At 59.1% G+C, this 24,382-nt stretch carries 22 protein-coding genes; 6 read left to right on the top strand and 16 right to left on the bottom strand.

The genetic code is table 11. The annotated features are described in order from the left end of the window. Positions 1-11: 11 nt before the first annotated feature. On the bottom strand, positions 12-1,370 hold the full coding sequence (locus H8F22_RS10365) for a glutamine synthetase family protein (RefSeq protein WP_194940075.1): 1,359 nt from the start codon (positions 1,368-1,370) through the stop codon (positions 12-14). 161 nt (positions 1,371-1,531) lie between these two features. Here H8F22_RS10365 and H8F22_RS10360 point away from each other — a divergent pair, with 161 nt between their 5' ends. Beyond that, complete coding sequence (locus tag H8F22_RS10360) at positions 1,532-2,440, top strand: helix-turn-helix domain-containing protein (RefSeq protein WP_027923091.1); 909 nt, start codon at positions 1,532-1,534, stop codon at positions 2,438-2,440. 23 nt (positions 2,441-2,463) lie between these two features. Here H8F22_RS10360 and H8F22_RS10355 read toward each other — a convergent pair whose 3' ends face one another. Next, complete coding sequence (locus tag H8F22_RS10355; protein WP_027923092.1) at positions 2,464-4,854, bottom strand: DUF3772 domain-containing protein; 2,391 nt, start codon at positions 4,852-4,854, stop codon at positions 2,464-2,466. A gap of 198 nt (positions 4,855-5,052) precedes the next feature. On the opposite strand from H8F22_RS10355, the gene H8F22_RS10350 reads away from it, so the two are divergent. Beyond that, on the top strand, positions 5,053-5,508 hold the full coding sequence (locus tag H8F22_RS10350) for a YMGG-like glycine zipper-containing protein (protein WP_027923093.1): 456 nt from the start codon (positions 5,053-5,055) through the stop codon (positions 5,506-5,508). Here the strand turns inward: H8F22_RS10350 and H8F22_RS10345 are convergent. The 5 genes from H8F22_RS10345 to H8F22_RS10325 all read right to left on the bottom strand — a co-directional run bounded on the left by H8F22_RS10345 (position 5,493) and on the right by H8F22_RS10325 (position 11,305). Further along, positions 5,493-6,527, bottom strand: a complete 1,035-nt coding sequence (locus tag H8F22_RS10345) for a DUF2955 domain-containing protein (RefSeq protein ID WP_027923094.1) — start codon at positions 6,525-6,527, stop codon at positions 5,493-5,495. The genes H8F22_RS10350 and H8F22_RS10345 overlap by 16 nt on opposite strands. Next, positions 6,517-7,644, bottom strand: a complete 1,128-nt coding sequence (locus H8F22_RS10340; RefSeq protein ID WP_027923095.1) for an HlyD family secretion protein — start codon at positions 7,642-7,644, stop codon at positions 6,517-6,519. Before H8F22_RS10340 ends, H8F22_RS10345 begins: the two co-directional genes overlap by 11 nt. After that, complete coding sequence (locus H8F22_RS10335; RefSeq protein ID WP_027923096.1) at positions 7,637-9,193, bottom strand: efflux transporter outer membrane subunit; 1,557 nt, start codon at positions 9,191-9,193, stop codon at positions 7,637-7,639. The genes H8F22_RS10340 and H8F22_RS10335 overlap by 8 nt, the downstream gene beginning before the upstream one ends. A 79-nt stretch (positions 9,194-9,272) precedes the next feature. Next, the gene (locus H8F22_RS10330; protein ID WP_027923097.1) at positions 9,273-9,905 is read right to left on the bottom strand and encodes a response regulator; all 633 of its coding nucleotides are present in this window, start codon (positions 9,903-9,905) and stop codon (positions 9,273-9,275) included. Between the two features lie 32 nt (positions 9,906-9,937). Beyond that, positions 9,938-11,305, bottom strand: coding sequence for a cache domain-containing protein (locus tag H8F22_RS10325; protein ID WP_027923098.1), 1,368 nt, complete (start codon positions 11,303-11,305; stop codon positions 9,938-9,940). Between the two features lie 378 nt (positions 11,306-11,683). On the opposite strand from H8F22_RS10325, the gene H8F22_RS10320 reads away from it, so the two are divergent. The 3 genes from H8F22_RS10320 to H8F22_RS10310 all read left to right on the top strand — a co-directional run bounded on the left by H8F22_RS10320 (position 11,684) and on the right by H8F22_RS10310 (position 15,744). Then, positions 11,684-13,741 (top strand): carbon starvation CstA family protein, encoded by a 2,058-nt coding sequence (locus tag H8F22_RS10320; protein ID WP_194940074.1) that lies wholly within the window; start codon positions 11,684-11,686, stop codon positions 13,739-13,741. A 15-nt stretch (positions 13,742-13,756) separates the two neighbouring features. Further along, entirely contained in the window at positions 13,757-13,954 is a 198-nt protein-coding gene (locus H8F22_RS10315) for a YbdD/YjiX family protein (RefSeq protein WP_007949127.1), read from the top strand. Positions 13,955-14,133: 179 nt separating this feature from the next. Continuing rightward, positions 14,134-15,744 carry a mechanosensitive ion channel family protein gene (locus tag H8F22_RS10310; protein ID WP_027923100.1) on the top strand — a complete coding sequence of 537 codons (1,611 nt, stop codon included), beginning with the start codon at positions 14,134-14,136 and terminating at the stop codon, positions 15,742-15,744. A gap of 7 nt (positions 15,745-15,751) precedes the next feature. On the opposite strand, the gene H8F22_RS10305 is transcribed toward H8F22_RS10310, so the two are convergent. The 3 genes from H8F22_RS10305 to potE are packed head-to-tail and all read right to left on the bottom strand — an operon-like array spanning position 15,752 to position 18,259. Beyond that, entirely contained in the window at positions 15,752-15,940 is a 189-nt protein-coding gene (locus H8F22_RS10305; RefSeq protein ID WP_059182930.1) for a hypothetical protein, read from the bottom strand. A gap of 38 nt (positions 15,941-15,978) precedes the next feature. Beyond that, on the bottom strand, positions 15,979-16,872 hold the full coding sequence (locus H8F22_RS10300) for an amino acid ABC transporter substrate-binding protein (protein ID WP_027923102.1): 894 nt from the start codon (positions 16,870-16,872) through the stop codon (positions 15,979-15,981). A 46-nt stretch (positions 16,873-16,918) separates the two neighbouring features. Further along, the gene (gene potE, locus H8F22_RS10295) at positions 16,919-18,259 is read right to left on the bottom strand and encodes a putrescine-ornithine antiporter (RefSeq protein ID WP_027923103.1); all 1,341 of its coding nucleotides are present in this window, start codon (positions 18,257-18,259) and stop codon (positions 16,919-16,921) included. Positions 18,260-18,354: 95 nt separating this feature from the next. Between potE and H8F22_RS10290 the strand changes: the two genes are divergently transcribed. Next, positions 18,355-18,696: a potassium channel family protein gene (locus H8F22_RS10290; protein WP_027923104.1), complete on the top strand. Its 342-nt coding sequence runs from the start codon at positions 18,355-18,357 to the stop codon at positions 18,694-18,696. Positions 18,697-18,719: 23 nt separating this feature from the next. Here the strand turns inward: H8F22_RS10290 and ppk2 are convergent, their stop codons facing one another. The 6 genes from ppk2 to H8F22_RS10260 all read right to left on the bottom strand — a co-directional run bounded on the left by ppk2 (position 18,720) and on the right by H8F22_RS10260 (position 24,192). Further along, positions 18,720-19,538 (bottom strand): polyphosphate kinase 2, encoded by an 819-nt coding sequence (ppk2, locus tag H8F22_RS10285; RefSeq protein ID WP_027923105.1) that lies wholly within the window; start codon positions 19,536-19,538, stop codon positions 18,720-18,722. A gap of 141 nt (positions 19,539-19,679) precedes the next feature. Beyond that, positions 19,680-21,404: a SulP family inorganic anion transporter gene (locus H8F22_RS10280; RefSeq protein WP_027923106.1), complete on the bottom strand. Its 1,725-nt coding sequence runs from the start codon at positions 21,402-21,404 to the stop codon at positions 19,680-19,682. Positions 21,405-21,563: 159 nt separating this feature from the next. Beyond that, positions 21,564-22,523, bottom strand: a complete 960-nt coding sequence (locus H8F22_RS10275; protein WP_027923107.1) for an HlyD family secretion protein — start codon at positions 22,521-22,523, stop codon at positions 21,564-21,566. A gap of 3 nt (positions 22,524-22,526) precedes the next feature. Continuing rightward, entirely contained in the window at positions 22,527-22,898 is a 372-nt protein-coding gene (locus H8F22_RS10270) for a DUF3302 domain-containing protein (protein WP_027923108.1), read from the bottom strand. A gap of 303 nt (positions 22,899-23,201) precedes the next feature. Then, positions 23,202-23,483, bottom strand: coding sequence for a hypothetical protein (locus H8F22_RS10265; RefSeq protein WP_194940073.1), 282 nt, complete (start codon positions 23,481-23,483; stop codon positions 23,202-23,204). A gap of 100 nt (positions 23,484-23,583) precedes the next feature. Continuing rightward, positions 23,584-24,192 (bottom strand): trimeric intracellular cation channel family protein, encoded by a 609-nt coding sequence (locus tag H8F22_RS10260; RefSeq protein ID WP_027923110.1) that lies wholly within the window; start codon positions 24,190-24,192, stop codon positions 23,584-23,586. Positions 24,193-24,382: the final 190 nt, after the last annotated feature.

Genomic DNA, 24,382 nt, shown 5'->3' with positions numbered 1-24,382 from the left:
CGAATCAGGTCTCAGACGCTCAGCATCAGGAACTCACGCTCCCAGGAGCTGATCACCCGCTTGAAGTTTTCGTGTTCCGCACGCTTGACCGCGACATAGCCGCGAACAAACTTACTGCCCAGATAACGTTCGACGGTGTTGCACTCTTCCATCTGGGTCAGGGCGTCTTCGATGGTGATCGGCAAGCGCAGGTTGCGACGTTCATAGGCGCGGCCCTGTACCGCAGCGCTCGGCTCGACGCGCTCGACCATGCCCAGGTAACCGCACAGCAAACTTGCGGCAATCGCCAGGTACGGGTTGGCGTCGGCGCCCGGCAGGCGGTTCTCCACGCGCATCGCATCTGGCGACGAGGTTGGCACGCGCAAACCGACGGTACGGTTTTCTTCGCCCCATTCGACGTTGACCGGCGCCGAGGTGTCCGGCAGGAAGCGGCGGAACGAGTTCACGTTGGGCGCGAACATCGGCAGCACTTTAGGGATGTACTTTTGCAAACCGCCAATGTGGTGCAGGAACAGCTCGCTCATGTTGCCATCGGCGTCGGCGAAGATCGGCTGGCCGGTGGCGATGTCGACCACGCTCTGGTGAATGTGCATGGCGCTGCCAGGCTCATCGCCAATCGGCTTGGCCATGAAGGTCGCCGCCACATTGTGCTTGAGCGCGGCTTCACGCAGGGTGCGCTTGAACACGGTGATCTGGTCCGCCAGGTCCAGCGCGTCGCCGTGACGGAAGTTGATTTCCATCTGCGCCGGGCCGTCTTCGTGGATCAACGTATCGAGGTCCAGGCCCTGCAGTTCACACCAGTCGTAGACGTCTTCGAACAGCGGATCGAACTCGTTGGCCGCGTCGATGGAAAACGACTGACGACCGCTTTCGGCACGCCCCGAACGGCCCATCGGTGCCTTGAGTGGCAAGTCCGGGTCTTCGCAACGCTGGGTCAGGTAGAACTCCATTTCCGGCGCCACAATCGGCCGCCAGCCTTTGTCGGTGTACAACTGCAGCACTTTCTTCAGCACGTTGCGCGGCGACAATTCGATCGGGTTGCCGAACTTGTCAAAGGTGTCGTGGATGACGATGGCGGTCGGCTCGATCGCCCATGGAATCACATAGACCGCATTCGGGTCCGGCTTGCAGACCATGTCGATGTCGGCCGGGTCGAGCAGGTCGTAGTAGATGTCGTCGTCGACAAAGTCCCCGGTTACCGTTTGCAAAAGCACACTCTCCGGCAGGCGCATGCCTCGCTCATGCAGGAACTTGTTAGTGGGTGCAATCTTGCCGCGTGCAATGCCGGTCAAGTCACTGACCACACACTCGACTTCGGTAATCTTGTGATCTTTCAGCCAAGTGAACAGCTGATCGAAAGGGACATTCATAAAGACCTCGTTATTGGTTTTATTAACGTCGGGGAGGGCGGTTTCATCCACCGCACTCTTCCCCTGAGACGCGTTGACGACTATCTTGGGCGAGCCTTGCGGTTCCATCTATCCACTTTAAGCAGCACCAAAACGCACCAAACGAGTGCGTAAGGTCACCCATGTCAGCGTCCAGTCCGATTCAGGTTCAAGCGTTCAACACCGAAGATGTCGCCGAGCAAATCCGCGCCACACCGGGTTGGGTCCAGCACTATCAGCAGATGTCGCCAGGGCATTTCGCCGGGCGTGTGCGCTATCTGGACTTGCAAGGCGTGGAGATCTACGAAGAGCAGATGAACACCCGCGTCGAGCAGAATTTCAGCGCACCCGAGGGGGCACTGGCGTTCTGTTTTGATCGCAGCGACAACGCGCTTTACCTGCTCAATGGTGAAAGCCGCAACATCTGGATCACCCCCGAGAACTACCAGGAAATCGCCGTGGTATTCGGCCCTGAATTCGTCCAGCGCCAGGGGTTGAACGTGGCGCGGCTGGAAGGGTTGTTCCTGTCGCCGCTGAACTCGGGGCAGAACGCCTTGTTCAGCCGTTGGCTGAGCGGCACGCTGACCCGTCTGGGCGAAACACTCGACCCACCGAGCAAGGAAGCCCTGACACAGCAGTTGCTGGAGGACTGTTTGTACATCCTCGACAACGCCTGCGTGTGCCTCGACCGGGGGGGCTTACAGCGCCGCACCGAAGAGCGCGCGATCATGAAACGCATCGGCGAGTGGGCCGCCGATTCCCCGGAAGAAACCCTCAATCTGCTGGAGCTTTCCCAGGTCGCCGGGGTTTCGTTGCGTCAGTTGCAGCATGCGTTCAAGGCCTTCACCGGCATGACACCGAGCCATTGGCTGCGCCTGCGCCGGCTCAACAGCGCACACCGCGAACTGCTCGGCCGCACCCCCAACGAGACCACCGTTGCTGAAGTGGCGATGAACTGGTCGTTCTGGCATTTGGGGCGGTTTTCCAGCAGTTATCGGGCGTTGTTCAAAGAGTTGCCCAGTGAAACACTCAAGCGCTGCGGCCAGCGCTGAACGAACTAACCGGACGTCATCCTTCAGTCCGGGGTCGCCGGCTTAGCCAGTTCAATCCCCGCCGCGCCCAGGCGCTTCAAAATCTCGAACAACAGGTCGCTTTTGGTGATGCCGACGATTCTCGGGCTGCTGACGTAACCGGTGATGGTCAAGGTGATGCCATCGGGGCTGAGTTTGCTGAAGCGCACAAACGTCGCCGGTTTATCGAGGATGTTCTCGTTCTCTTGGTAGGTGTCATACAGCAGGTTTTTCACCTGCTCCGGATCGATGTTCAGCGGGAACATCAACTCAAGGCTCGCCACGCCTTGGGCACTGCCGCCCAGCGTCACGTTGCGCAGGTTTTGCGAGATCAACTGGGAGTTGGGCACGATCACAATCGAGCGGTCGCTGAGCTGGATTTCCGTGGCCCGGACGTTGATGCGGCGGATATCACCTTCCACGCCGCTGATGCTGATCAGGTCGCCGACCTTGACCGGACGCTCGGTCAGCAGGATCAGGCCAGAGACGAAGTTCTTGACGATTTCCTGCAAGCCGAAACCGATACCCACTGACAGGGCGCTGACAATCCACGCCAGGTTGGTCCACTGGATGCCCAGCGATGACAGCGTCAGCAGGATCACCAGGGCATAGCCGATGTTGGCGAACAGGGTACTCAGCGAGGCACACATGCCGGGGTCCATATCGGTTTTCGGCAGGAATTCGTCATCCAGCCAGCGGCACAGGGCTCGAATCAGGTAGATCCCGATAAACAGGGCCAGGATGGCATTGAGCAAATGGCCGGGAATGATGTTCAGCTTGCGCAAACCGTCACCGCCGAGGATCGACAGCGCCTGGGTCACCAGTTGTCCGAACGTGGTGCCTACGCCGCCGACAAACAGCGAAATGACCGCCAACAGTATTAACGTCGCACGACCGGCCCCGGACAAAATGATCTGGGCTTGCTCAAGGCGCACATCGCCCATCCCCAGCAACTGTTTGATCGCCTTGCCGCTCGGGCTCTTGGGGGAGAACAGGTATTCGCAACTGTCCCTGAGCAACTGGATCAGCATGTAGAAACCTGAGAGGACGATAAAACCCCAGACCAGTTCATACGTGATGAACCTTGCCAGGGACACATAGCCGATCAGCAAGGCGAAGAACGAGATGACCAGCGCAATGATCGTGCAGGTGTAAATCAGGCCGGCCAGGGCAGTGCCCGCTTCAATGCTGTCGCCAGCGGCAACCAGAACTCTTCGGGCGTGACTCGCGCGGCGGAACAACAACGCGAAGATAATTGCCACCACCAGTGCGATCAGGCCTCGCCCCAACAGCACGGCGGCGCCGCTCATGCCGGAGACATTGGTGATTTGGGCTATCGTCACCGTCACCAGCAGGGTGGCGGCCAGTATTCTGGGGTAGGGCTTTATGGCCTCCGCGACGGAATCGTCGATAGCGGGTAGCCGCCAGGAGGGGTGCTGGTTGGCCAACAACGCACGGCTCAACCCGGTGATCAGCACGCAGGTATAGACCACCCTTTCGAACTCCTCGGCGAAGTTCTGAATCATCGGCGACAACGGCAGTTCCCGCGTGAGGGCGTAAAACAGCAGTTGCAACGCACAGGCGGTGGTCAACACCGTGGCCACGACAGACGCCAGGGCCAGCGTACTTCGCCGCAATCGCCCTTCAGGCAGGCGATGGATGCAAATCCAGGTCAGCCCTCGATCAGCCAGTCTGCGGCCCCAGATCCAGATGACCAGTGCCAGCAACATCAGCAGGACTGTCGACAGACGCTGGCCGGGTTGCCAGGCAGCCGCGAGTGTGTCGCCGGCTTGTTCGATGAAATTGATGAGCCGCAGGCGATCCTCCGGGAGTGGGTTAATTAACGGTGCCCAAAAATCCCGTCCCAGGATGCTGCCACTGCGCAGTGTGACTTCGCTTTCCAGAAGACTGCGCCGGATGCTGGCGATTTGTGTAAGGAGGTCGACGGCACTGGCTCTCAGTGCGGCGAGGATTTTCAAGCTGGCATCGACGTTTTTCTTTTGCTCGGAAAGAACAGCTCGTTGCGCCGTGATATCCGATTTCTCGACAGCCTCGCCCCCCAGGGAAACCGGACCGCTCAATACGTCCAGTTGCGCTTGCAGTTGTTTCTGTTCGGGCAACAGCGACGATTGCAGGTTGTCCACGTCATTGATAAACGACTGAACGGAGTCTTGCAGGCCGACCATCATGGTGACGTTATTGGCCAGTGAAACCCGCTGTTTGATCAGGTCCAGGCGCAATTGCAGGCCTTGCAGTTCACTGGTGGACACCGCCGCCGACGAAGCGCCTGGCGCAATTATTGAAGACGGTGCGGGATCATCCGCGGGCAGCGCTGCGCCACTGGGCACCAGCAGGGTGAGCGCGACGAAAATCACTGACATCAATACATGACGCATAGGCGTTCGGCTCTGTTGTTGGTCACTCAGCCTATGAGGTTAGGTCATCAGGCCAAAACGATCGAAAAGTTTCATCTTTACGGGCAGCAATCGACATAAGGGCCCTGAGGCGGCTGATGGCTGATCTACACTTCTTGATGCTCAATCAAGCGTGGGAGGGCGGTCAACGGACTGCTCGGAACTGCGCAGGAGGTCATCATGCCTAGGTTGTCTTCCATCAGTCTGTGCCTCGCGTTGTCGGTTTCATCTGCCCAGGGCTGGGCGCAAACCGTTGTGCCGACCAAAGGCCAGAGTTCGCAACAGACCCAACTGGATATCAATGAATGCCAGAGCATTGCGGCCAGTCAGACGGCTTCGACCGACACGTCTCCTTCCGGAGGAAGAGTGAAGGGGGCCGCGGTGGGTGCCGCCGCCGGTGCCGTTGCAGCCGATGCGCGCGGGCGTCAGCACGACGAGTTTTACGACAACGCGAATGACAACGTGAAGCAGGAATACCGGCAGAATCAAGCCAAAGGGGCGGCGGCGGCCGGTGTCGTGGTGGGTGGTTCGCGCCAGAGGCAGGAACGCCGGGCGGATGAAAAAACCAGCGCTGCCAACAGCCAGACGGCCTATACCAGTTGCCTGCAAGGCAAGGGGTATCAGGTCAATCCCTGAGCCGGTGATTGTGCCTGTGCCGGCCGGTCAAGCAAGCGAACCATCACGTAGGCATACAGCGTGACGGCGATGAACAGGCCCATGCGCACGGCGAAGGCGGTGTAGACGTCTTTGCCCAAGGCGCTGTCCTGCACGGACTGGCCCAGCAGGATGATCAGGGTGATAAAGGTGTTGAGCCACAACCCCGGGCCATAGCGGCTGGGGCTGAGGGCATACAGCTTGCGCGCCAGGATCAGGCCGAACAGCAGCATCCACAGGAAGAACATCCACAGGTGCACAAACAGGCTCAGTGCACACCAGAACAGGATGGCCAGCAAACCGCCGAGCAAGGTCGCGCCGAGCAGCTCACGCCCGGCATTGCGCGCGCTGGTGGTTGAGCATTGCTGACCCAGGCCGACCGCTTTCAGGATGATCGGCAGGTAGGCCGCCGGGTCGATCATCGCCAGCAGGAATGTCGGCAAGACGATCAAGGTTGCACGCAACGCAATCCGACTGGCTTCTACGCCCTGCGGTGGTGGGGCGGCGGGTGGCGAGGGGGCATTGGCCGGTTCGGGGAATATCCAGTGACTGAGCGCAATCACCATCACCGCCAGTAACAAACCTTTGACCAGCGCGCCGATGACCATCGCCGCCAGGTCGAACTCGGCGACACCCGCCGAAGAGATCATCGTCAGGCCCATCACCAGCAAGGTCACGATCAGGTTGTTGCCGCCACTGAGCCCCCAGCGAAAGACCAGAAATAGGCTGACCGTGACCAACAGCACGCCGGTCAACGGGTAGTAACGCAGGATCGGGATCAAGAGCAGGCCGATGCCGGTGGTGAGCATCGCGACCAGGGCGAGCACGATTGCCGCCTTGAACGGCAGCGGGCGGTTGACCGAGGCCAGGAGCAGCAGGCACAACACGGGGGCGAGAAACGGAATCGGCAGCGCCAGGCCGAAACTGATGGCCAGGCACAGTGCCGCGCCGCTGGCCAACCGCAGCGCACGTTGCTCCCGGGGTGTGCGTTTAGTAGGCATAGGACAGCCAGCTCATCAGCCCTAAATAGACCCGGCCGAGCGGGTTGAGCCAATTGCCCGGTGAAGGGAAGGCCATGACTTCAGCCTGCCCGCCGGCACGAATGTTCCCGCTGCCAAGCAGTGCGTTCATGGACTGTTCGGAAAACTCGATGATCACCGGGAAGCGTTGCGCCGGTCGCAGCCAGTCCCGGCTGTTCTGGATGCCGGGCAAGGTGCCGGGCGGTGTTGGCTGCCCGACGCTGATGCCATAACCGACGCTGCGGACATGGCCCTCGAAAACTTCACCCGGCACCGCATCGAGGACGATGGACACTGGCGTGTCGGGGCGCACCAGGCCGAGGTTGTTCTCGGTCATGTCGGCCGTGATCCAGATGTCCTGAATGGTGATCAGCGTCATCACCGGGCTGCCGGCGGCGGCGAATTGCCCGACGTCGGTGCGCAGGTCCGTGATCAACCCCGCCGAGCGTGCCCGTGTTTGCGTGTTGGACAGGTCCAGTTCGGCTTTTTCCAGCGCCGTGGCGGCGCTGCGCAGTTTTGCGTTGACGTCTTCACCGCCACCTTCCGTTTCTTTAGCACGCTCTACCTCGGCGCGGGCGGCGGCCGTTTGGCTGATCGCAGCTTCGCGGCTGGTGCGTGATGCGTCGAGAACGCGCACGGAAATGGTCCCCGGGTCTTCACGGTACAACCCTTCCAGGCGCTGATTCTCCTGGCGGGCCTTGGTTTCGTTGGCCTGGGCGGCGCGCAAGGCGGCTTGCGCCGAGGCAATCCCCGCGGTGCTGGCGCCCAACTGCCGACGGGTTGTCTCAAGGTCGGCGCGGGCGCGGTCGACGGCAATCTTGTAGGGTGCCGGATCCACCTCGAAAACCACATCGCCGGCCTTGACGATCTGATTGTTGTGAACGTTTACCCGGATCACCCGGCCCGCGACTTCAGACGCCACCGGAATGACGAATGCACCGACCCGGGCCTGTTGCGTATAGGGCGTGAAACGGTCGGCCAACAGGTACCAGACCAGGCTCAGGATGATCAGCAGCAATACCCATTTGATGCCTTTTTTCGCCGGATCGGCCGCCACGGGCTCGGCGGCGTTGGGGGAGGGCTGCGCGGCGTCACTCATGGCTGTTTTCCTTGGCGGGTAGCGGGAAAGCGGGCTGATCGGCGGCGGGCTCGTCCAGCATGTCGCCCCAGTCGGTGCGTTGTTCCATCAAATGGCGCGTGGCCGGGTCGACGCGTGGCAGGGCGGAGTACCACCCGCCGCCCAGGGCCTTGTACAGAGCGATGACATTGCTCACCGCATTGCCGCGCACGATCAGGTAATTGTCCTGCTGTTCGAGCAGCGCCCGTTGCGCGTCGAGCACCCGCTGGAAGTCGGAGTAGCCTTCGCGAAATTGCACGCTGGCCAGCGTCAACGAGCGCTTGGCGGCGCCGCCGGCTTCACGCAGGATGCGCTCGCTTTCCAGTGACTGGATCAGGCCGTTGGCCGCATCGTCAGCCTCGCGCGCGGCCTGGCGAACCTTGTCGCGGTAGGCTTCGATCAACTGCTGCAACCGCGCGTCCTGTACGCGCACGTTGTTGATGATCTGCCCGTAATCGAACACATTCCAGCGCAGACTGGGGCCACCGACCAGGTCCAGGCTGCTGGACGTGCCGTGGAGCGTGTCCGTCGACCAGACAATGCTGCCGAGCAACGTCAGCGACGGATAGAAATCACTTTCGGCCACGCCGATCAGCGCCCCTTGGGCGGCAACGTTAAGTTCGGCGGCGCGGACGTCAGGCCGACGCAACAGCAGGCTGGCGGGCACATCTTGCAGTACCGCGCGATCGACCAGCGGCACCAGGCTGTCATTATCGACCACCTGCGGCAGCCCGCCTGGCGGTTGCCCAATCAGCACGGCCAGGGCATTTCGGGTGCGTTGCAACTGGTCCTGTAGGTTGGGAATACTGGCCAACGTGCCGAGGTACTGGGTTTTGGCCTGTTGCAGATCGAGCTCAGCATCCTGGCCGCTCTTGAACAGTTTTTCGGTGATCTCGAAATTGCGCTTTTGCTGCTTGGCGTTTTCACGGGCGACGCGCAGCCGGGCTTCGGTGGTGCGCAACAAATAATAGGTATCGGCCACTTGGGCGCGCAGCAGGACCAGCACGTCTTCGTAGTTGGCCTGGGCGGAAAAATAAGCTGCATCGGCGGATTCGATGGCGCGGGCGAAGCGTCCCCAGAAGTCGAGCTCCCAGCCGATGTCAAACCCGGCACTGTGTTGCCAGAAATTATTATCCTGCGGATTGTTGCCACCGTATTGGTGACGTTTGACATACAAACTGTCAGCGCTTACTTGCTGCAGTTGCGGGTACAGCGTGCTTTGCGCAATGCCCAATTGGGCGCGGGACTCCATCACTCGCAGACCGGCGATTTTAAGGCTGGAATTGTAAGCATCCGCTTGCGCAATCAGTTGATCGAGCACCGGGTCGTTGAAGACAAGCCACCACTCGCGCAGATCCGGATTCGCCCCCCGTTGGCTGGATTGCTCAAGGGCCGGAGTGTCCCAATGTTTGATCCATTCCTCACCCGGCGGCTGGAAGTCCGGGCCGAGCCGAATGCAGCCACTCAGGGTCAGCGCACCCAACAGGATGAGGTAGCCCGGTTGCACCAGCGGGGACCGACCTGGAGGCATAGTTCCGTGTCCAGCCAAGAAAGATCACTGGAGCATAGACGCCTGTATGAACAGTCGAGTGGCCGGCGGCAGTTTTTTTCTAGCGCGAAATAATCCCGTGATCGATTGCGTATTTGACCAGCGCCGCCGGTTTGTCGATGTTGAGTTTTCGGCGAATGCTCAAGCGATGGGTTTCGACCGTGCGCACACTGATGTCGAGTTCGCGGGCCATTTCCTTGTTGTTCAGGCCTTGAGCCATTTTGTACAACACTTGGCTTTCGCGTGGGGTCAGCTCGTTGTCGGCGCTTTTATCGGCGATCAGGCGCTGGGCGATTTCGGCGCTGTAGAACGTGCCGCCGCTGGCAATGGCTTCGATGGCCGCAATGATTTCCCGCGAGGGCGAATTCTTCAGCACATAGCCGCTGGCACCGGCACGTACGGACTCGCTCACGTATTCGTTATTGTCGTACATGCTCAGCACCAGCACTTTCAGCGTCGGGTACTGACTGCGCAATAGGCGCGTCAGTTCGAGGCCGTTCATGTCGCGCAAACTGATGTCGACCAGCAACAGGTCCGGCTGACAGCGCCCGACCATTTCGATTGCTTGAGCACCGCTTTCGGCTTCTCCCACCACTTCCAGGGGCGCCATGACCGCCAGCAACGCTTTGATCCCGTCACGGACCAGGGAATGATCGTCGACCAAGGCGACGCGGATCGGGTAAGGCAGGTTCATCGCGGGTGTTCACTCTTGTTGTAAGGGGTGAGTCAGCGTTTCGTAGCGGGTACTTTCATCGGCAGCTGCACGTCCAGTTCACTCCTGCCGGGGATCGATATCAGTTCGAAACGTCCGCCAAAGTGCTCGACCCGTTCACGGATGTTACGCAAGCCGATGCCCGCGTGGCGACGCTCGACCTGAGCGACATTGAATCCGATTCCGTCATCCACCACGCTCAGGCGTACCGATTCTTCAGCGCCGTGCAGGGTAATGGAAACGTTCTTTGCCTGGGCGTGGCGTTCGATATTGGTCAGGCCTTCTTGCACGATCCGGAACAGCGCGACGGCCGCGCCGTCGACCAGGTGACAGTCGAATTCGTTGTCGTCATACGTTACTTTGAGACCGCTGCGTTGCTCGAACTCGGCGGCGAGTTGGCCGATGGCGGCCGGCAAGCCCAAGGTGTCGAGCAGGGAAGAGCGCAGGTCATGGGAGAGGCTGCGGACTTCACCAATGGCTTCGCCCAGGCGCTCGGTGGCATCCTTCAGCGTGCTCAAGCCTTTGTCATGGCCCTGTTCGTTTTCCAGCAGATGGCTGGCCAGTTCGAAGCGAAACTTGATCGACACCAGCAACTGGCTGATGCCGTCATGCAACTCGCGGGAGACCCGTGATCGCTCTTCTTCCTGGAGGCTGACGATGCGTTGGGTCAGGCGCTGCAATTTTTTATCCGCCAAGCGATGCTCGCTGACGTTCAGCGTCATGCCACTGGCGAATACAAACAGCACCGCCACCAACGCCACCACGGCAATCGCCAGCATGGTCTTGCGGATGCCCTGAGCCACTTCGTCACGGGCCTGCTGCGTGGCGCGTTCGACGTCCTCCAGGTAAATGCCGGTGCCGAGCATCCAGCCCCAACGGTCCAACATCACGACGTAGGCGAGTTTATCGGTGACCTGACCGGAGGAGGGTTTGTTCCAGGCGTAACGCTGAAAGCCTTCGCCCGATTGCGCACTTTTGAGCAGCGCCTGAATCACCGGCAAGCCGTGCGGGTCTTTCATGTCCCACAGGTACTTGCCCACCAGTTCGGTCTGGCGCGCGTGCATCAGGCTGCGACCTTCACGGTCGTAGACGAAGAAGTAGCCGTTGATGCCGAAGCTGAGCTTGCGCAGTTCTTCCAGGACTTGCTGCTGGGCATGCGCGTCACCGTGGCCGTCGTCGTACAGCGGCGCGATCAGGCTTTGCGCCATTTCCACGTAGTTTTTAAGCTCGGCACGCTTGCTGGCCAGGATGCTGTCTTCAATCAGCTGGGCCTGTTGATCGCCGAGTTGGCGGTTCAGGGAAATCACCAGCGCACAAATCACCGCAATGGCCAATACCAGCGGCAGAATCCCGAGCGCGACGATTTTGTGTTTGAGCTGCATCTTGGCTCCTGACCGGACCGAAGAAGGGCGAAGGCCGGCATCATAGGCCAAAGAGATGCGTTTCCTGTAGCGCTGCTGGACGGAATGACCAGCGGCCGACGTGTCAGTCGGTTGAAATGCAAACCCCCTGTAGGAGTGAGCCTGCTCGCGATGGCGGTGTATCAGGCGATATTGATATTGGCCGGTAGATAGCTATCGCGAGCAGGCTCACTCCTACAAGGGATCTGCGTGATCTACGTAGAACTACGTAGACGTGGCGTACGTAGTAACGCGGATTTATTTGTAGACGGCATGCGGGGATATTGGGCCAGCTCCGCACCGCGGACACAATTATAAAAATTACCGCCGCAGTCACTGGCTGTCGGCAGGAGACACGCTATGCCCCGTCTGGCTAAACACCTCGCCTGGTTTGCCGTGGCTGTTCTGGGAGCGTTTGCGCTAAGTGTCGTGGCCCTGCGCCGCGGCGAAGCGATCAACGCCCTCTGGATCGTAGTCGCAGCTATCGCTATCTACCTCGTTGCCTATCGCTACTACAGCCTGTTCATCGCCACCAAGGTGATGCAACTGGACCCCAATCGTGCCACGCCCGCGGTCATCAATAACGATGGCCTGGACTACGTGCCGACCAATAAACACGTGTTGTTCGGTCACCACTTCGCGGCCATTGCCGGCGCGGGTCCCCTGGTCGGCCCGGTACTGGCGGCGCAAATGGGCTACCTGCCCGGCACGCTGTGGCTTATCGCCGGCGTGGTGCTGGCCGGTGCGGTTCAGGACTTCATGGTCCTGTTCATGTCCACTCGCCGCAACGGTCGTTCGCTCGGCGACATGGTTCGTGAAGAAATGGGTCGCATCCCCGGCACCATCGCGCTGTTTGGCTGCTTCCTGATCATGATCATCATCCTCGCGGTGCTGGCGCTGATCGTGGTGAAAGCCTTGGCCGAGAGCCCTTGGGGCATTTTCACGGTGATGGCGACCATCCCGATTGCGATGTTCATGGGCATTTACATGCGCTACATCCGCCCGGGTCGCATTGGCGAAATCTCTGTGGTCGGCGTGGCGTTGTTGCTCGGTTCGATCTGGCTCGGTGGGCAGATCGCGGCTGATCCGGTGTGGGCCAAGGCCTTTACCTTCACCGGTATCCAGATCACCTGGATGCTGATTGGTTACGGTTTTGTCGCGGCGGTACTGCCGGTATGGCTGATCCTGGCTCCCCGTGACTACCTGTCGACCTTCCTGAAAATCGGCACCATCGTGGCCTTGGCGATCGGCATTCTGATCACCATGCCCGAGCTGAAAATGCCCGCACTGACCCAGTTCATCGACGGCACCGGCCCGGTGTGGAAGGGCGGTCTGTTCCCGTTCCTGTTCATCACCATCGCTTGTGGCGCGGTCTCGGGTTTCCATGCGCTGATCGCGTCCGGCACCACGCCGAAACTGCTGGCCAGTGAAGGTCATGCCCGTTACATCGGTTACGGCGGCATGTTGATGGAATCGTTTGTCGCCATCATGGCCATGGTTGCCGCCTCGGTCATCGAGCCAGGTGTGTACTTTGCGATGAACAGCCCCGCGGCGTTGGTCGGCGCGGATGTTGTCTCCGTCGCTCAAACCGTCAGCAGCTGGGGCTTTGCGATTACCCCGGAAGCCCTGCAAGCGGTGGCCCATGACATTGGTGAAACCACTATCCTGGCCCGTGCTGGCGGTGCGCCGACCCTGGCGGTCGGTATCGCGCAGATCCTGCACCACGTCCTGCCGGGTGAAAACACCATGGCGTTCTGGTACCACTTCGCGATTCTGTTTGAAGCGCTGTTCATCCTGACGGCGGTCGACGCCGGTACCCGTGCCGGTCGCTTCATGCTCCAGGATTTGCTTGGCTCCTTCGTTCCAGCGCTCAAACGCACCGATTCCTGGCCCGCCAACCTGATCGCCACCGCCGGTTGCGTGGCGATGTGGGGCTACTTGCTCTATCAAGGCGTGATCGATCCTCTGGGTGGGATCAACACCTTGTGGCCGCTGTTTGGTATCTCCAATCAGATGCTGGCCGGTATCGCGCTGATGTTGGCAACGGTTGTGCTGATCAAAATGAAGCGCCAGCGCTACATCTGGGTGACCATGCTGCCAGCCGTCTGGCTGCTGATCTGCACCGTGACGGCGGGTTTCATCAAGCTGTTCGACGCCAACCCGGCCATCGGTTTCCTCGCCCTGGCGAAGAAGTACAGCGACGCGCTGGCCAACGGTCAGGTGTTGGCCCCGGCCAAGAGCATTGACCAGATGCAGCATGTGATCTTCAACGCCTATACCAACGCGACGCTGACGGCGCTGTTCCTGTTCGTGGTCTTCAGCATTCTGTTCTTTGCGCTCAAGGTCGGCATCGCCGCCTGGGGCACCAAGGAACGCACGGATAAAGAAGCGCCATTCCAGGCCATTCCACAGGCTTGATGGAGGAGGGTGTTGATGTTCAATGACTTGAGTCGTCTCGGTAAATACCTCGGTCAGGCCGCGCGCCTGATGGTCGGCATGCCGGACTATGACACCTACGTCGAGCACATGCAGAACAAGCACCCGGACAAACCGGTGATGAGCTACGAAGTGTTCTTCCGGGAGCGCCAGGAAGCTCGATACGGCAGCAAGGCTGGGCCGAAGTGCTGCTGACGCAGTAAGTCCAGACAAAAAAACAGGAGCCCGGCTTGCCGCGCTCCTGTTTTTTTTGGCTCGCTGGCCGCTACCCAATCGCTTACCAAGGACCGACGGCGGGAATCTGACAACCGCTCATCGCTCAACTACGCTGCCTACAGACCCTGTCCTAATCCTGTGACGTAAGGAACTGACGCATGCGGAGCAGGTTGCTCGCGGTGATATTGATCGTTGTCGGGATGTGCGGGTCGGTGTTGGTGTGGGCCGAAAATACACCCAGCGTGGTGGATCCGCCGGCTGAATTAAAGGTCGCCAACCGTAGCGTCATGGTGTTTCGCGCAACGATATTGGGGGAACCTCCGGTGTCGCGGGTCAAGCGCGCGAAAGCGGTGATCGGCGAAGCGCTGGATGAGGCGGATGATCTGAACGTTACCGTCGACCCGGTGCTGGACAGCTATATGGTACTGCTGGGCAGCCGGCGCGCGTTTATCGTTTCGGCCAAGGATTTCGACGCCAGCGAATTCGATTCGGCGCAGCAGGCGGCTGAAGCAGCAGCGCGAAATCTGCGTCTGGTGGTGTCTGAAACCCAGGAAGCGCGCAGCCTGCAGTTAATCATAAGGTCGGTGGGCGCTGCGGTGTTCGCCACTGTTATTTACATCGTCTTGCTCTACGCCATGGCGTACCTGCGACGCAAACTGCTGAAGAAACTTCCCGGACTGGTGCATCGTCATAGCCAGGCGCTGAAGGTCGGGCGCACACAGCTTTTCGACGTCAGTTACCTCTATCCGTTGGTCAGTCGTGCGTTTGAGTGGCTGCGCTGGGCCGTGGTGGTGTTGTTGACCTATGAATGGCTGGGGTTTGTCCTGTCGCGGTTCCCCTACACCCGGCCATGGGGCGAGCGCCTTAACACCTACCTGTTGGAACTCGGCGACTATTTGCTGCAAGGCATCCTGGGCGCCATTCCCGGACTGGGCGTGGCGGTGGCGATTTATTTCATTGCCCGAGGCGTTACCGCCTTCATGCGTCGGGTGCTTCGGCGCATGGCGACCCCCGGCACCTTCAGTTGGCTGAACCATGAAACCCTGCAACCGACCCAGCGCCTGGTGTCCCTGGCGGTGTGGTTGTTTGCATTGGCCATGGCTTACCCGTACCTGCCGGGCGCCGGCACCGATGCATTTAAAGGCTTGTCGGTGCTGATCGGTTTGATGATTTCGCTGGGCGCGTCCAGCGTGGTGGGTCAGGCGGCGGCGGGATTGATCCTGACTTACACCCGAACATTGCGTCCCGGCGAATTTGTACGCATTGGCGAGTACGAAGGCACGGTGACCGAGTTGGGTATGTTCACCACGCGAATCCGCACGGGCCTGGGCGAAGTGTTGACCCTGCCCAATTCCATGATCACCAACACCGTGACCAAGAATTACTCGCGCACCGTGCAGGGCGCCGGTTACGTGGTCGACACCGTCGTGACCATTGGCTACGACACGCCGTGGCGGCAGGTGGAGGCGATGTTGCTGGAAGCCGCCAAACGCACCCCGGGCATTCTTGAAAACCCGCCCCCGCAGGTATTTCAAACCGCGTTGTCAGACTTCTATCCCGAGTACCGTCTGGTGGCCCAGGCCATTCCCAGCCAGCCTCGACCGCGTGCGGAGTTACTGAGCATGCTGCACGCCAATATTCAGGATGTGTTCAATGAGTACGGCGTGCAGATCATGTCGCCGCATTATTTGGGTGATCCGCAGGCAGAGAAGTGGGTGCCCCGGGACAAATGGTATACGGCACCCGCGCAAGAACCGAAGGACAGTTGAGCGCTCTTCACATTCTCTGCCGAGGCATCGTCGAAGGCTGAAGTTGCTGCTGCGGGATGTACTTGCCATTGCCATCGGTAAACGGCGGATGCTGCACGGCGTTTTCATCGTTGTCCTGTTGACGGTCATGGCAGGACGAACCGCTGATCGCGATGAGCAGGGCGACCATGACAAGGGGAATCAAGTGCTTGATCACGGGAGTTCTCCAGTGGACACCGTCTGTTTTCGTCGGCGCTATGGCAGCGCATAGACCTTGAACAGCTTTTTGGTCGTGTCGCTGGCGCCTTCCAGGTACTTATCGTACGCCTGTTCAATCTCGCCGGAGCGGTACATTTCACTCAGCGTGGTGTCGACCAGCAAGCGGAAATCTTCATCGTTACGCGGTACTGCCATGGCCGTTGGGGCGTACTCGAAAATACGCTCCAGCAGGACCAGGTTGCCCGTTGGGTAGCGGCTGTCGAGGAGGTTCCTGAGCATCATCCGTTCGCTGAACATCGCATCGGCTTTGCCTTTGGCGACCAACTCGAGTCCTTCGGCCGTAGTGTTGACCGTGATCAGTGTGGCGACCACGCCCAGCAAGCGCATCTGCTGACGAATCCACGCCTCGCTCACGCCTCCGGTCGTGGTGACATAAGTCTGGTTGGACAGACCATGGTTGACGGTGGCACGCCAGGTGGGTCCGGTGTGGGCCACTTTGCCATTGAGCACGTCCAGCAGCGTCGCCGGGGCATCCTGGTGCACCACCGCCGAGAGGCCTGCGGTGTAAATGGGCACCGAATAGCTCACTGTCTTGCGTCGTTCCAGTGTTGGCGGCGTTGGTGTGCAGAGGAGGTCGACCTTGCCTGAGCTGACGGCACTGATCCCATCGACGACGGTGACAGGCAGGTAACTGACCTGTAGTTCGGGCAAACCCAGTTCGGCCTTGACCTTGTTGGCGATTTTGTCGCAAAGACTGATGGCATAACCCTGGACCTTGTCGCCGACTTTGACGCTGAAGGGCGCGAAGTCAGGCAGGTAGCCGAGGGTCAACGTATTGCTTGAGCGCACCCGTTCAAGGGTGTTGGCGCTGGCCAGCAGTGGCAGGCAGGCAAAGAGCAGTGCGATGGTTTTGCTTCGTTGTGCATTCATGTCCCATTCCCCGAATTCAGATGTCAGTACCGTCCAGAAACCAGGCCTAAGGGGTGTCGACCCTGGCAGGGTCGGTGGGAGACACAACGGCAAAGCGCTTGGCGAGCCAGCCATACAGTGGGTAGCCGAACACCAGCACAAGGGCGCCCCCGAACACCGCGTCCTTGCCGCACGAGTGCAGGGCATACAATGAATAGGCGAGCGCGATCAGCAATACGGGGGTATTACGCAGGTAAACCGCTGACGAAACCCGCGCCTTGTACATCATGACCAGCAGCCCGGTCAGTGCCGTCACGTAGGGGATCAGGTTGGTCACGGCGGCAAGATTGACCAGTTTGCCGAACTGAGCGGCGGCATTGGGTGAAATGGTCGACAGGGCCATCAGCGTCTGCAACACACCACACACCAGCATGCCCAGGAGGGGCGCGTTGTGCCTGTTGAGCTTGCTGAACAGTTTCGGAAACATTCCTTGGTCGGCGGTCATTTTCGCCGTTTGAGCCAAGGTGAACTGCCATCCCAGCAGCGAGCCCACACACGCCATCACCGCCAACGCCATGATGATGGTTCCGACCGTGGGGTTGAACATTTGCGCGTAGACCAGCGCGAAGGGCGCCGAGGAGTTGGCCAGTTCCTCGTTGGGAATGATGCCCTGGATCACGGTCGTCGACAGCACGTAGACCACCGCTGCACCCAACGTGCCGAACAGGCAGGCCAGCGGTACGGTGCGCTTGGGGTTTTCAACGGCGTCGCTGGCCTGTGCCGCTGATTCCATACCCAGAAATGCCCAGAGGGTCAATGGAATCGCACTGCTGATCGCGTCGGCGTTGGAAAGGTTATTCGGGTTCCAGGCGGACACCAATATCTCCGGTTTGAACCAGAACCAGCCAATGATGCTCAGGCCTGCCACCGGGATGATCACTCCCCAGACGGTAATCGCGCCGATCCTGCCGGTGATGCCGGGGCCACCGAAGTTAGCGACGGTGGTCAGCCACAGCAGGCCGACCGTACCGATGAACAGCGGGATTGCGCCCGTGCCCAGCCAGGGCAGGAACGAGGTCATGTACCCCACGGCCGAGATAGCGACCGCGACGTTGGCAATGGCCAGCGACAGGAAGTACAGATACGAACAGAGGAAGAACCCTGACTTGCCATGCGCTTCTTCGGTGTAGGCGGATAACCCGCCGGAGCGCTGACAATAAATGCCACATTGGGAAAAGCAGTAGGCGATGGCCATGGAGCCAATCGCCGTGACAATCCATGACAGCAATGAAATGGCCCCGAGCTGGGCCATGCTGGTCGGCAACATGATGATGCCCGACCCCATCATGTTGACCATCACCAGGGTAGTGAGCCCCACAAGGCTCATTTTTTTACTTGAGTCGGCCATCGAAAACTCCTTTCTCTGCACTTGTGCCAAGCTGTCAGGTGACGCAGCACCACGCATTCAGATGTCGCCAAGCTCAACTTCAGGAAGCCCATGTCATGACGCAATCTCATGCAAAGCACGTCCGTCGCGAGTTTTACAGAACAGTGTGGTTCTACATTCGTGTTGTCTGGCCGATTTTCTCAATTCTGTTGGTTACGATCGTGCTGTTCGGTCTGATCATCGCCTACCTGGAAGGGTGGGGGCCGTTTGACGGTATCTACTTCGGGTTCGTGACCGGATTGACCATCGGTTACGGTGACCTGGTACCCAAAACGCCCCTCTCACGTGTCCTTGCAGTTTTGCTGGGTTTCAATGGCGTTCTGATGACGGCCATATTCGCCGCCGTCAGTATCCGCGCCATCGAAGAGACCGCGCGAGCGGCCAAATCCGAGGAATAAGGCCGACGCATCACGCTGAGCCCTCAGTAGGGTTCAGCGATGTATTTGAACGGGTAATTGGCTGCCTTGTAGCTGCCGATCTTGCGTTTCGGCAGGCTGACTTTTTCTTGCTTGACCTTTTTATAGGGGATGTTCCCCAACAAGTGAGTCAGCACGTTCAGCCGTACGGATTTCTTGTCCTCGGAACGGGCAACGTTCCAGGGCGCCCAGTCGGTGTCGGTGGCTTCGAACATCTCATCACGGGCGCGCGTGTAGTCGTCCCAGCGGTTGTAGGACTTGATGTCCATCGGTGACAGTTTCCAGATCTTGCGCCCGTCGGTGATGCGCTCCTTGAGCCGCCGGGTTTGTTCTTCAGGGCTGACTTCCAGCCAGTACTTGAACAACAGCACGCCGGAATTAACCATAAGACGTTCGAACAACGGCGCCAGTGCTAAAAAGCCGATCACCTGTTGCTCGTCGCAAAAACCCATGACTCGCTCGACACCTGCCCGGTTGTACCAGCTGCGATCGAAGATCACGACCTCGCCGGCCGCTGGAAAGTGCGGCATGTAGCGTTGCAGGTACATCTGGCTTTTTTCTCGTTCGGACGGTGCTGGCAGGGCCACCACACGAAACACCCGTGGGCTGACACGTTCGGTCAACGCCTTGATCGTGCCACCTTTGCCGGCGCCATCACGGCCTTCGAAAACAATCACGACCTTGGCCCCCGTGGCGACCACCCACTGCTGCAATTTGACGAGTTCGACGTGCAGGGTCTTGAGCTGTTTTTCGTAGTCTTTGCGGCTAAGCGTGTCGGCTTTCTTTTGCGCAGAATCGGCAATTTCACGATTGGTTTTTTTCATCGCGATACTTCAACCTCTGGTGGTCTTGAATAGAGTGTGTGTCGGTTGCGAATTCCCGGTACCGCTTGCGTACTAAAGGGTAGTTCAAATTCCCGACGTGCAGATGACGCAGGTCATCGGTCTTCAGGGCTGCGCGCGAAATCACGTTTGATCTCTTTGTTGGCGCTGATAATCGGCAACGGCTTGCTCCAGATTGGGGAGCATCCGCGTATCACCCAATGCGACGCCCAATGGAGCATGAATAACCATCGCGTAAACACTGGGACTCATGCCCACCAGCCACAACGAAATGCCTTTTTCTCGCAGACGCTGTTCTGCCGCCGTGAGCATTTTCAAAGCGGTGTATTCCAGATCGAAAACACTGCGCAGATCGAGAATCACAACGCGTGGCGCAGCCGCAGCGATTAACGAGCGGATTTTCGAACCGAGTCGTTCGGCGTTGGCAAAGAAAATGCGACCTTCAGGGCGCAGCATCAGCAACCCCTCGAAGTGCTCGTCGTCAGTCTCGGCGCAGGGCGGGCGATACACATTGGTGCCGGGTTTGCGCCCAAGTATGTGAACGGGCGGGTCAGAGACCTGGTAGGCCAGTGCCAGCAGCGAAACAATGATCGCGACGACGATCCCCTGCAGCGTGCCGAGCAACATGACCCCGACCAGTGCCACCAGTGCCCAGATAAATTCTGTGCGGCGCACCGAAAGAATGTCGCGAAATTCCGAAGGCTGGATCAGGCCGATCGAATACACGATCACAACCGCGGCGAGCGTGGCATTGGGCATCAGGCCAATGAACGGCGCAATCAGCAGGCAAGTCCCCAGTGCCAGTCCGGCCGTGATCAACCCCGCCAGTTGTGATTGCGCACCGGCCAAGCGGTTGACGGCGGTTTGGGTGGTTCCACCCCCGGCCGCCATGGCCCCAAGCAATGCACCGCCGATGTTGGCAAACCCTGTCGCCACCAACTCACGGTTGGGCTGCAGCGCGGGTTCATCACTGCGGGCAAAAGCTCGTCCCGCCGCGATGGTTTCGGTAAAGCTCATCAGCGCAATGCCCAGGGCCGATGGCCAGAGCTGTGACACGATCGACCAGTCGGGCAGCGTCAACCCCGGCAACCCGATTGGAACGATTCCTACGGCCGACACACCCAATTGCTCCAGATTCAGCACACTCATGCCGACAATGCCGAGCGCAACCGCAATCAGTGGTGCTGGCAATCGGGGGGTGAAGTGCTTCATGCCGATCAGAATCAGCACCATGAATACACCGACGGCCACGGTCGGCAATGAGGCATGCCCCAACCCTTCGACAGTGGCGAGGACGTTGTGAAAAAACCCACCTTTTTCGATATGGATGCCCAGCAACTTGGGCAGTTGATCGAGCACGATGACTATCCCGATGCCGGCCTTGAAGCCCACCAGCACCGGTTCTGAAATGAAGTTGGCAACGAAGCCGAGGCGCAATATCCCGGCCAGGACCAATATGGCGCCGACCATCAAGGCCAGCGTGGCGGAGGCAACGATCAGGGTCGCCGTATCGCCGGACGGGCTGACCTGACCCAGTGCGGAGGCGACCAGGATCGCAAGGGTTGTGGTGGTACTGACGCTGAGCGGGCGTGAACTGCCGAGCACGGCATAGATCGCCATCGGCACCAACACGGTATAGAGGCCGATCTGTACCGGCAGGCCGGCGATGGTGGCGTAGGCCAGTGCCTTGGGAATGACCACGGCCGCGGCGGTCAGACCCGCGATGGCATCGCCTTTGAACCAGCCCTGTTGGTAGTCGCCAAGCCACTCTGGTAACAGGGCACTCACAACTCGCCGGGGGGTTAATCCTGAAAGCCGATCTTCCTGATCGCTACGTTGTTGGTTCATGAAGTGCTCCAACCCAAATTTTTCATGCTGCGTTAGATCCCTATTCCATCGCCCACATGGCGCCTGAACGGCAGCGTGCAGTCACAGAAAAATGCAGTTGATCGAGGACAAACAGAGGAGGGCAGGCGTCCCCTGTCAAAAGGGGACGCCTGTCATTTATTAATGGAATGGAAAGATGTAGTTCATCCAGGCAGCCATGCGCAGCAGGATTTTGCGCATCATTGCGATATGCTCAAAGTGCTGGCTATAGAGTGCCGCCTGCCCATACGCGCCGCCCGGCATCTGGCTGCTGTATTGGGCATAGTCCGGATCGGTGATCTCGATAATGACCGGTACCCGGCCGGCCGGCGGTGAGCCCGTGAAGCCGGTCAATGTTCCAGAGGGCTGAACTTGTCCCTCTGCGATAACGTTGACGACGGTCTTGACCCGCCCCTCGAACACCCTGCCGGGAATGCCATCAAAAGCCACTTCTGCCTCATCGCCGACCGACAAACGCAACAGGCTGTTTTGACGCATCCACGCGGCAAAGTAATGCCCTTCATCCGGGATGAACACCATGGAAGGACGCAAGGGTAACTTGGTCGCCATCATGCCCGGACGCAAGGAAACATGGGTGACGAAGCCTTTGCTCGGGGCGCGAACGGTGGTGTTGTCCAGTTCATACTGAGCATTTTCCAGTTGTGCCTGCAAATCGTCAGAGCGAGCAACGACGACGTCCAGTTCACGTTGGGTGGCAAAGTTGCGCTTGATCAGCTCAGTGATTCGGGCTCGATCAGCTTTCGCTGATAGCAACTGTGCCTTGATGGACTGGATCTTGTACTCGAACGGGGCAGGGTCGATGCGAAACAGCACATCGCCTTTTTCCAGAGGCTCATTACCCTTGACCGGCACGTCGATGACCTGGCCACTGACCACCGGAATGACCGGCACGGAGACGAAGTAAGAGCGCGCGACCTCAGAGTACGGGTGGTTGTAGTTCATCGTGAAGATCAATGCGCCCACGATCAGGATCCCACCGAGGACTGCGGTCGGCACCGTCCATTTGTTCAGTGGTATGCGGAAGATCTTGAAGATGGCGGTGCAGATGGCGGCATAGGTCAAAACAAGCAGAAGATCCATGGCTTAGATTCCCTCACCGCGATTGTCCGACGCTGGCGTGCCCAGCGCAGTACCTGTTGCCGTTTCCAGTCGCTCAATGCGACTTTGCAGATCGGCAACCTGTTGTTCCAGATGAGCAACATGAAATTGTGGTGACTTGCCATCACCAAATCCCCAGCCCCGGTCTTCCCGGTACGCCATCGCCCAGATCCACAGAAATGGCCAAAGCGCATGCAGGGTGAACAAACTCACCCAGCCGGTGGCATGGATCGCATCCTGGTGCGGGTGATTGCGGTGTACGGCTATTTCATAGGGTATGTCGTGTAGCGCGATGATTCCGTAGAACAGGACCAGCCCGACAAAGAACAACAGGCCTAGCGCGAAGTAATCCAGCATGGTCGCCCCCTCATGGCACAAGCGATGTACTTGGGTCAGTGTAGTCACGGTTTTTATGAGTGCGGGCAGTCCTGATGACCAGAACTGAACCGACCACTCAATTGTCAGCCTGCGCAGGCCAGGCCTGCGGGAGAGCGAGCGAGAGAATCTGCTTAATTGCCGCTGTGTTCTAGGTCGTTTTATGCACGTGTTGGTATTTTCTCGTGCTACTGTCTACTGGCCGTTAGGTCGTATCGGTGAGAGCGGCGAGGGCACGCCTTCACTCAATCGAAGTGCCTTCGCTACCCACCAGACGCCTGTCAATCAATCTCTGCGCTTATCAAGACATTGACGGCGCAGGGTCATGTTGTTGATCTCCATGCAACTGACCGAATAATCATCAGATTTGTCTTTGGCTTCCTTGGCTTTGTCGCAGTTACCATTTCCATTGCAGTTGCCTTTACCTTTTTGATCATTGTTGTTTTTAACGCAGTTTTTGGCAGCACTGGCACTGCCGGCGTTATTGCAATTTGAAGCGGCAAAAGACGGCGATGACAAAGCCAGCGAAAACAAGAGTGTGCATACAAGCGTCGCGATGATTCTCATAACCAAGCTCCTGAGTAGATTTTTACTGACCAGCAACACCGTTCGGATCGATCAGCGTTGGAAGGTTCATTGCGCGTAACATCGAACATTAGCTTCATTTTTACCCCTGCCGGGTGGATAAAATCGTTGGCATTTGCAGATCCTTGTAAATGGCGAGAAACCGCAGGCCCGAGGTAAAGAGCAAGGCAATCCAGCCGGCGACCTGGATAGTCGGGAATGCATCGCGCAACAGGACATAGACGATGCACCCCAGCAGGATCGGCGTGGCGTAGATCTCACGTGACATCAACAACGAGGTTCTGCCGGCCAGAACATCACGCACGATGCCGCCGCCAATACTGGTCAGTACACCCATCATCACGGCAAAAGGCGCCGCGAGATGCAATCCGAGCACTTTCTCGGTAGCGACCAATCCGAACAGCGCGGCCGCAAATCCATCGAGGTACAGCAAAAGGCGATAGCGCTGCTGGAATCTTTTGGTGAGAAAAAAAGCCAGCGCGGCGGCAATCAAGGCGACCCAGATGTAGTTGAAGTCCGCGATCCAGAAAATCGGTTGATCGAGCAACAGGTCGCGAACGGTGCCGCCACCAATAGCCGTGATGATGCCCAGCACCACGGCGCCGAACACATCGACCCCCGCTTTCTGGATAGCCAGCACCCCGGTGATGGCAAACACGGCGGTGCCCAACATTTGCTGAAAATAAAGCATCCGTTACTCCGTTCTCAGGCTGTGCCCCTCAGCAGTCGGTCATTTGCTCGCATCCAGCATGACGCGATAGCGCGGCGCAGATAAGGAAGTGTAGCGGGGAGCTTGGCGTTGTCTCGGAGGTTGATGAATGGGGCGCACCACGGTGTGGATTACCCGGTGATTGGATGACTGAGAGGATGGCGAAACATGC

The sequence above is a fragment of the Pseudomonas mucoides genome (assembly GCF_015461845.1).
GTDB lineage: Bacteria > Pseudomonadota > Gammaproteobacteria > Pseudomonadales > Pseudomonadaceae > Aquipseudomonas > Aquipseudomonas mucoides.
Note: the sequence above shows the minus strand (reverse complement) of the source record. Positions and strands in the feature narration are given on the sequence as shown.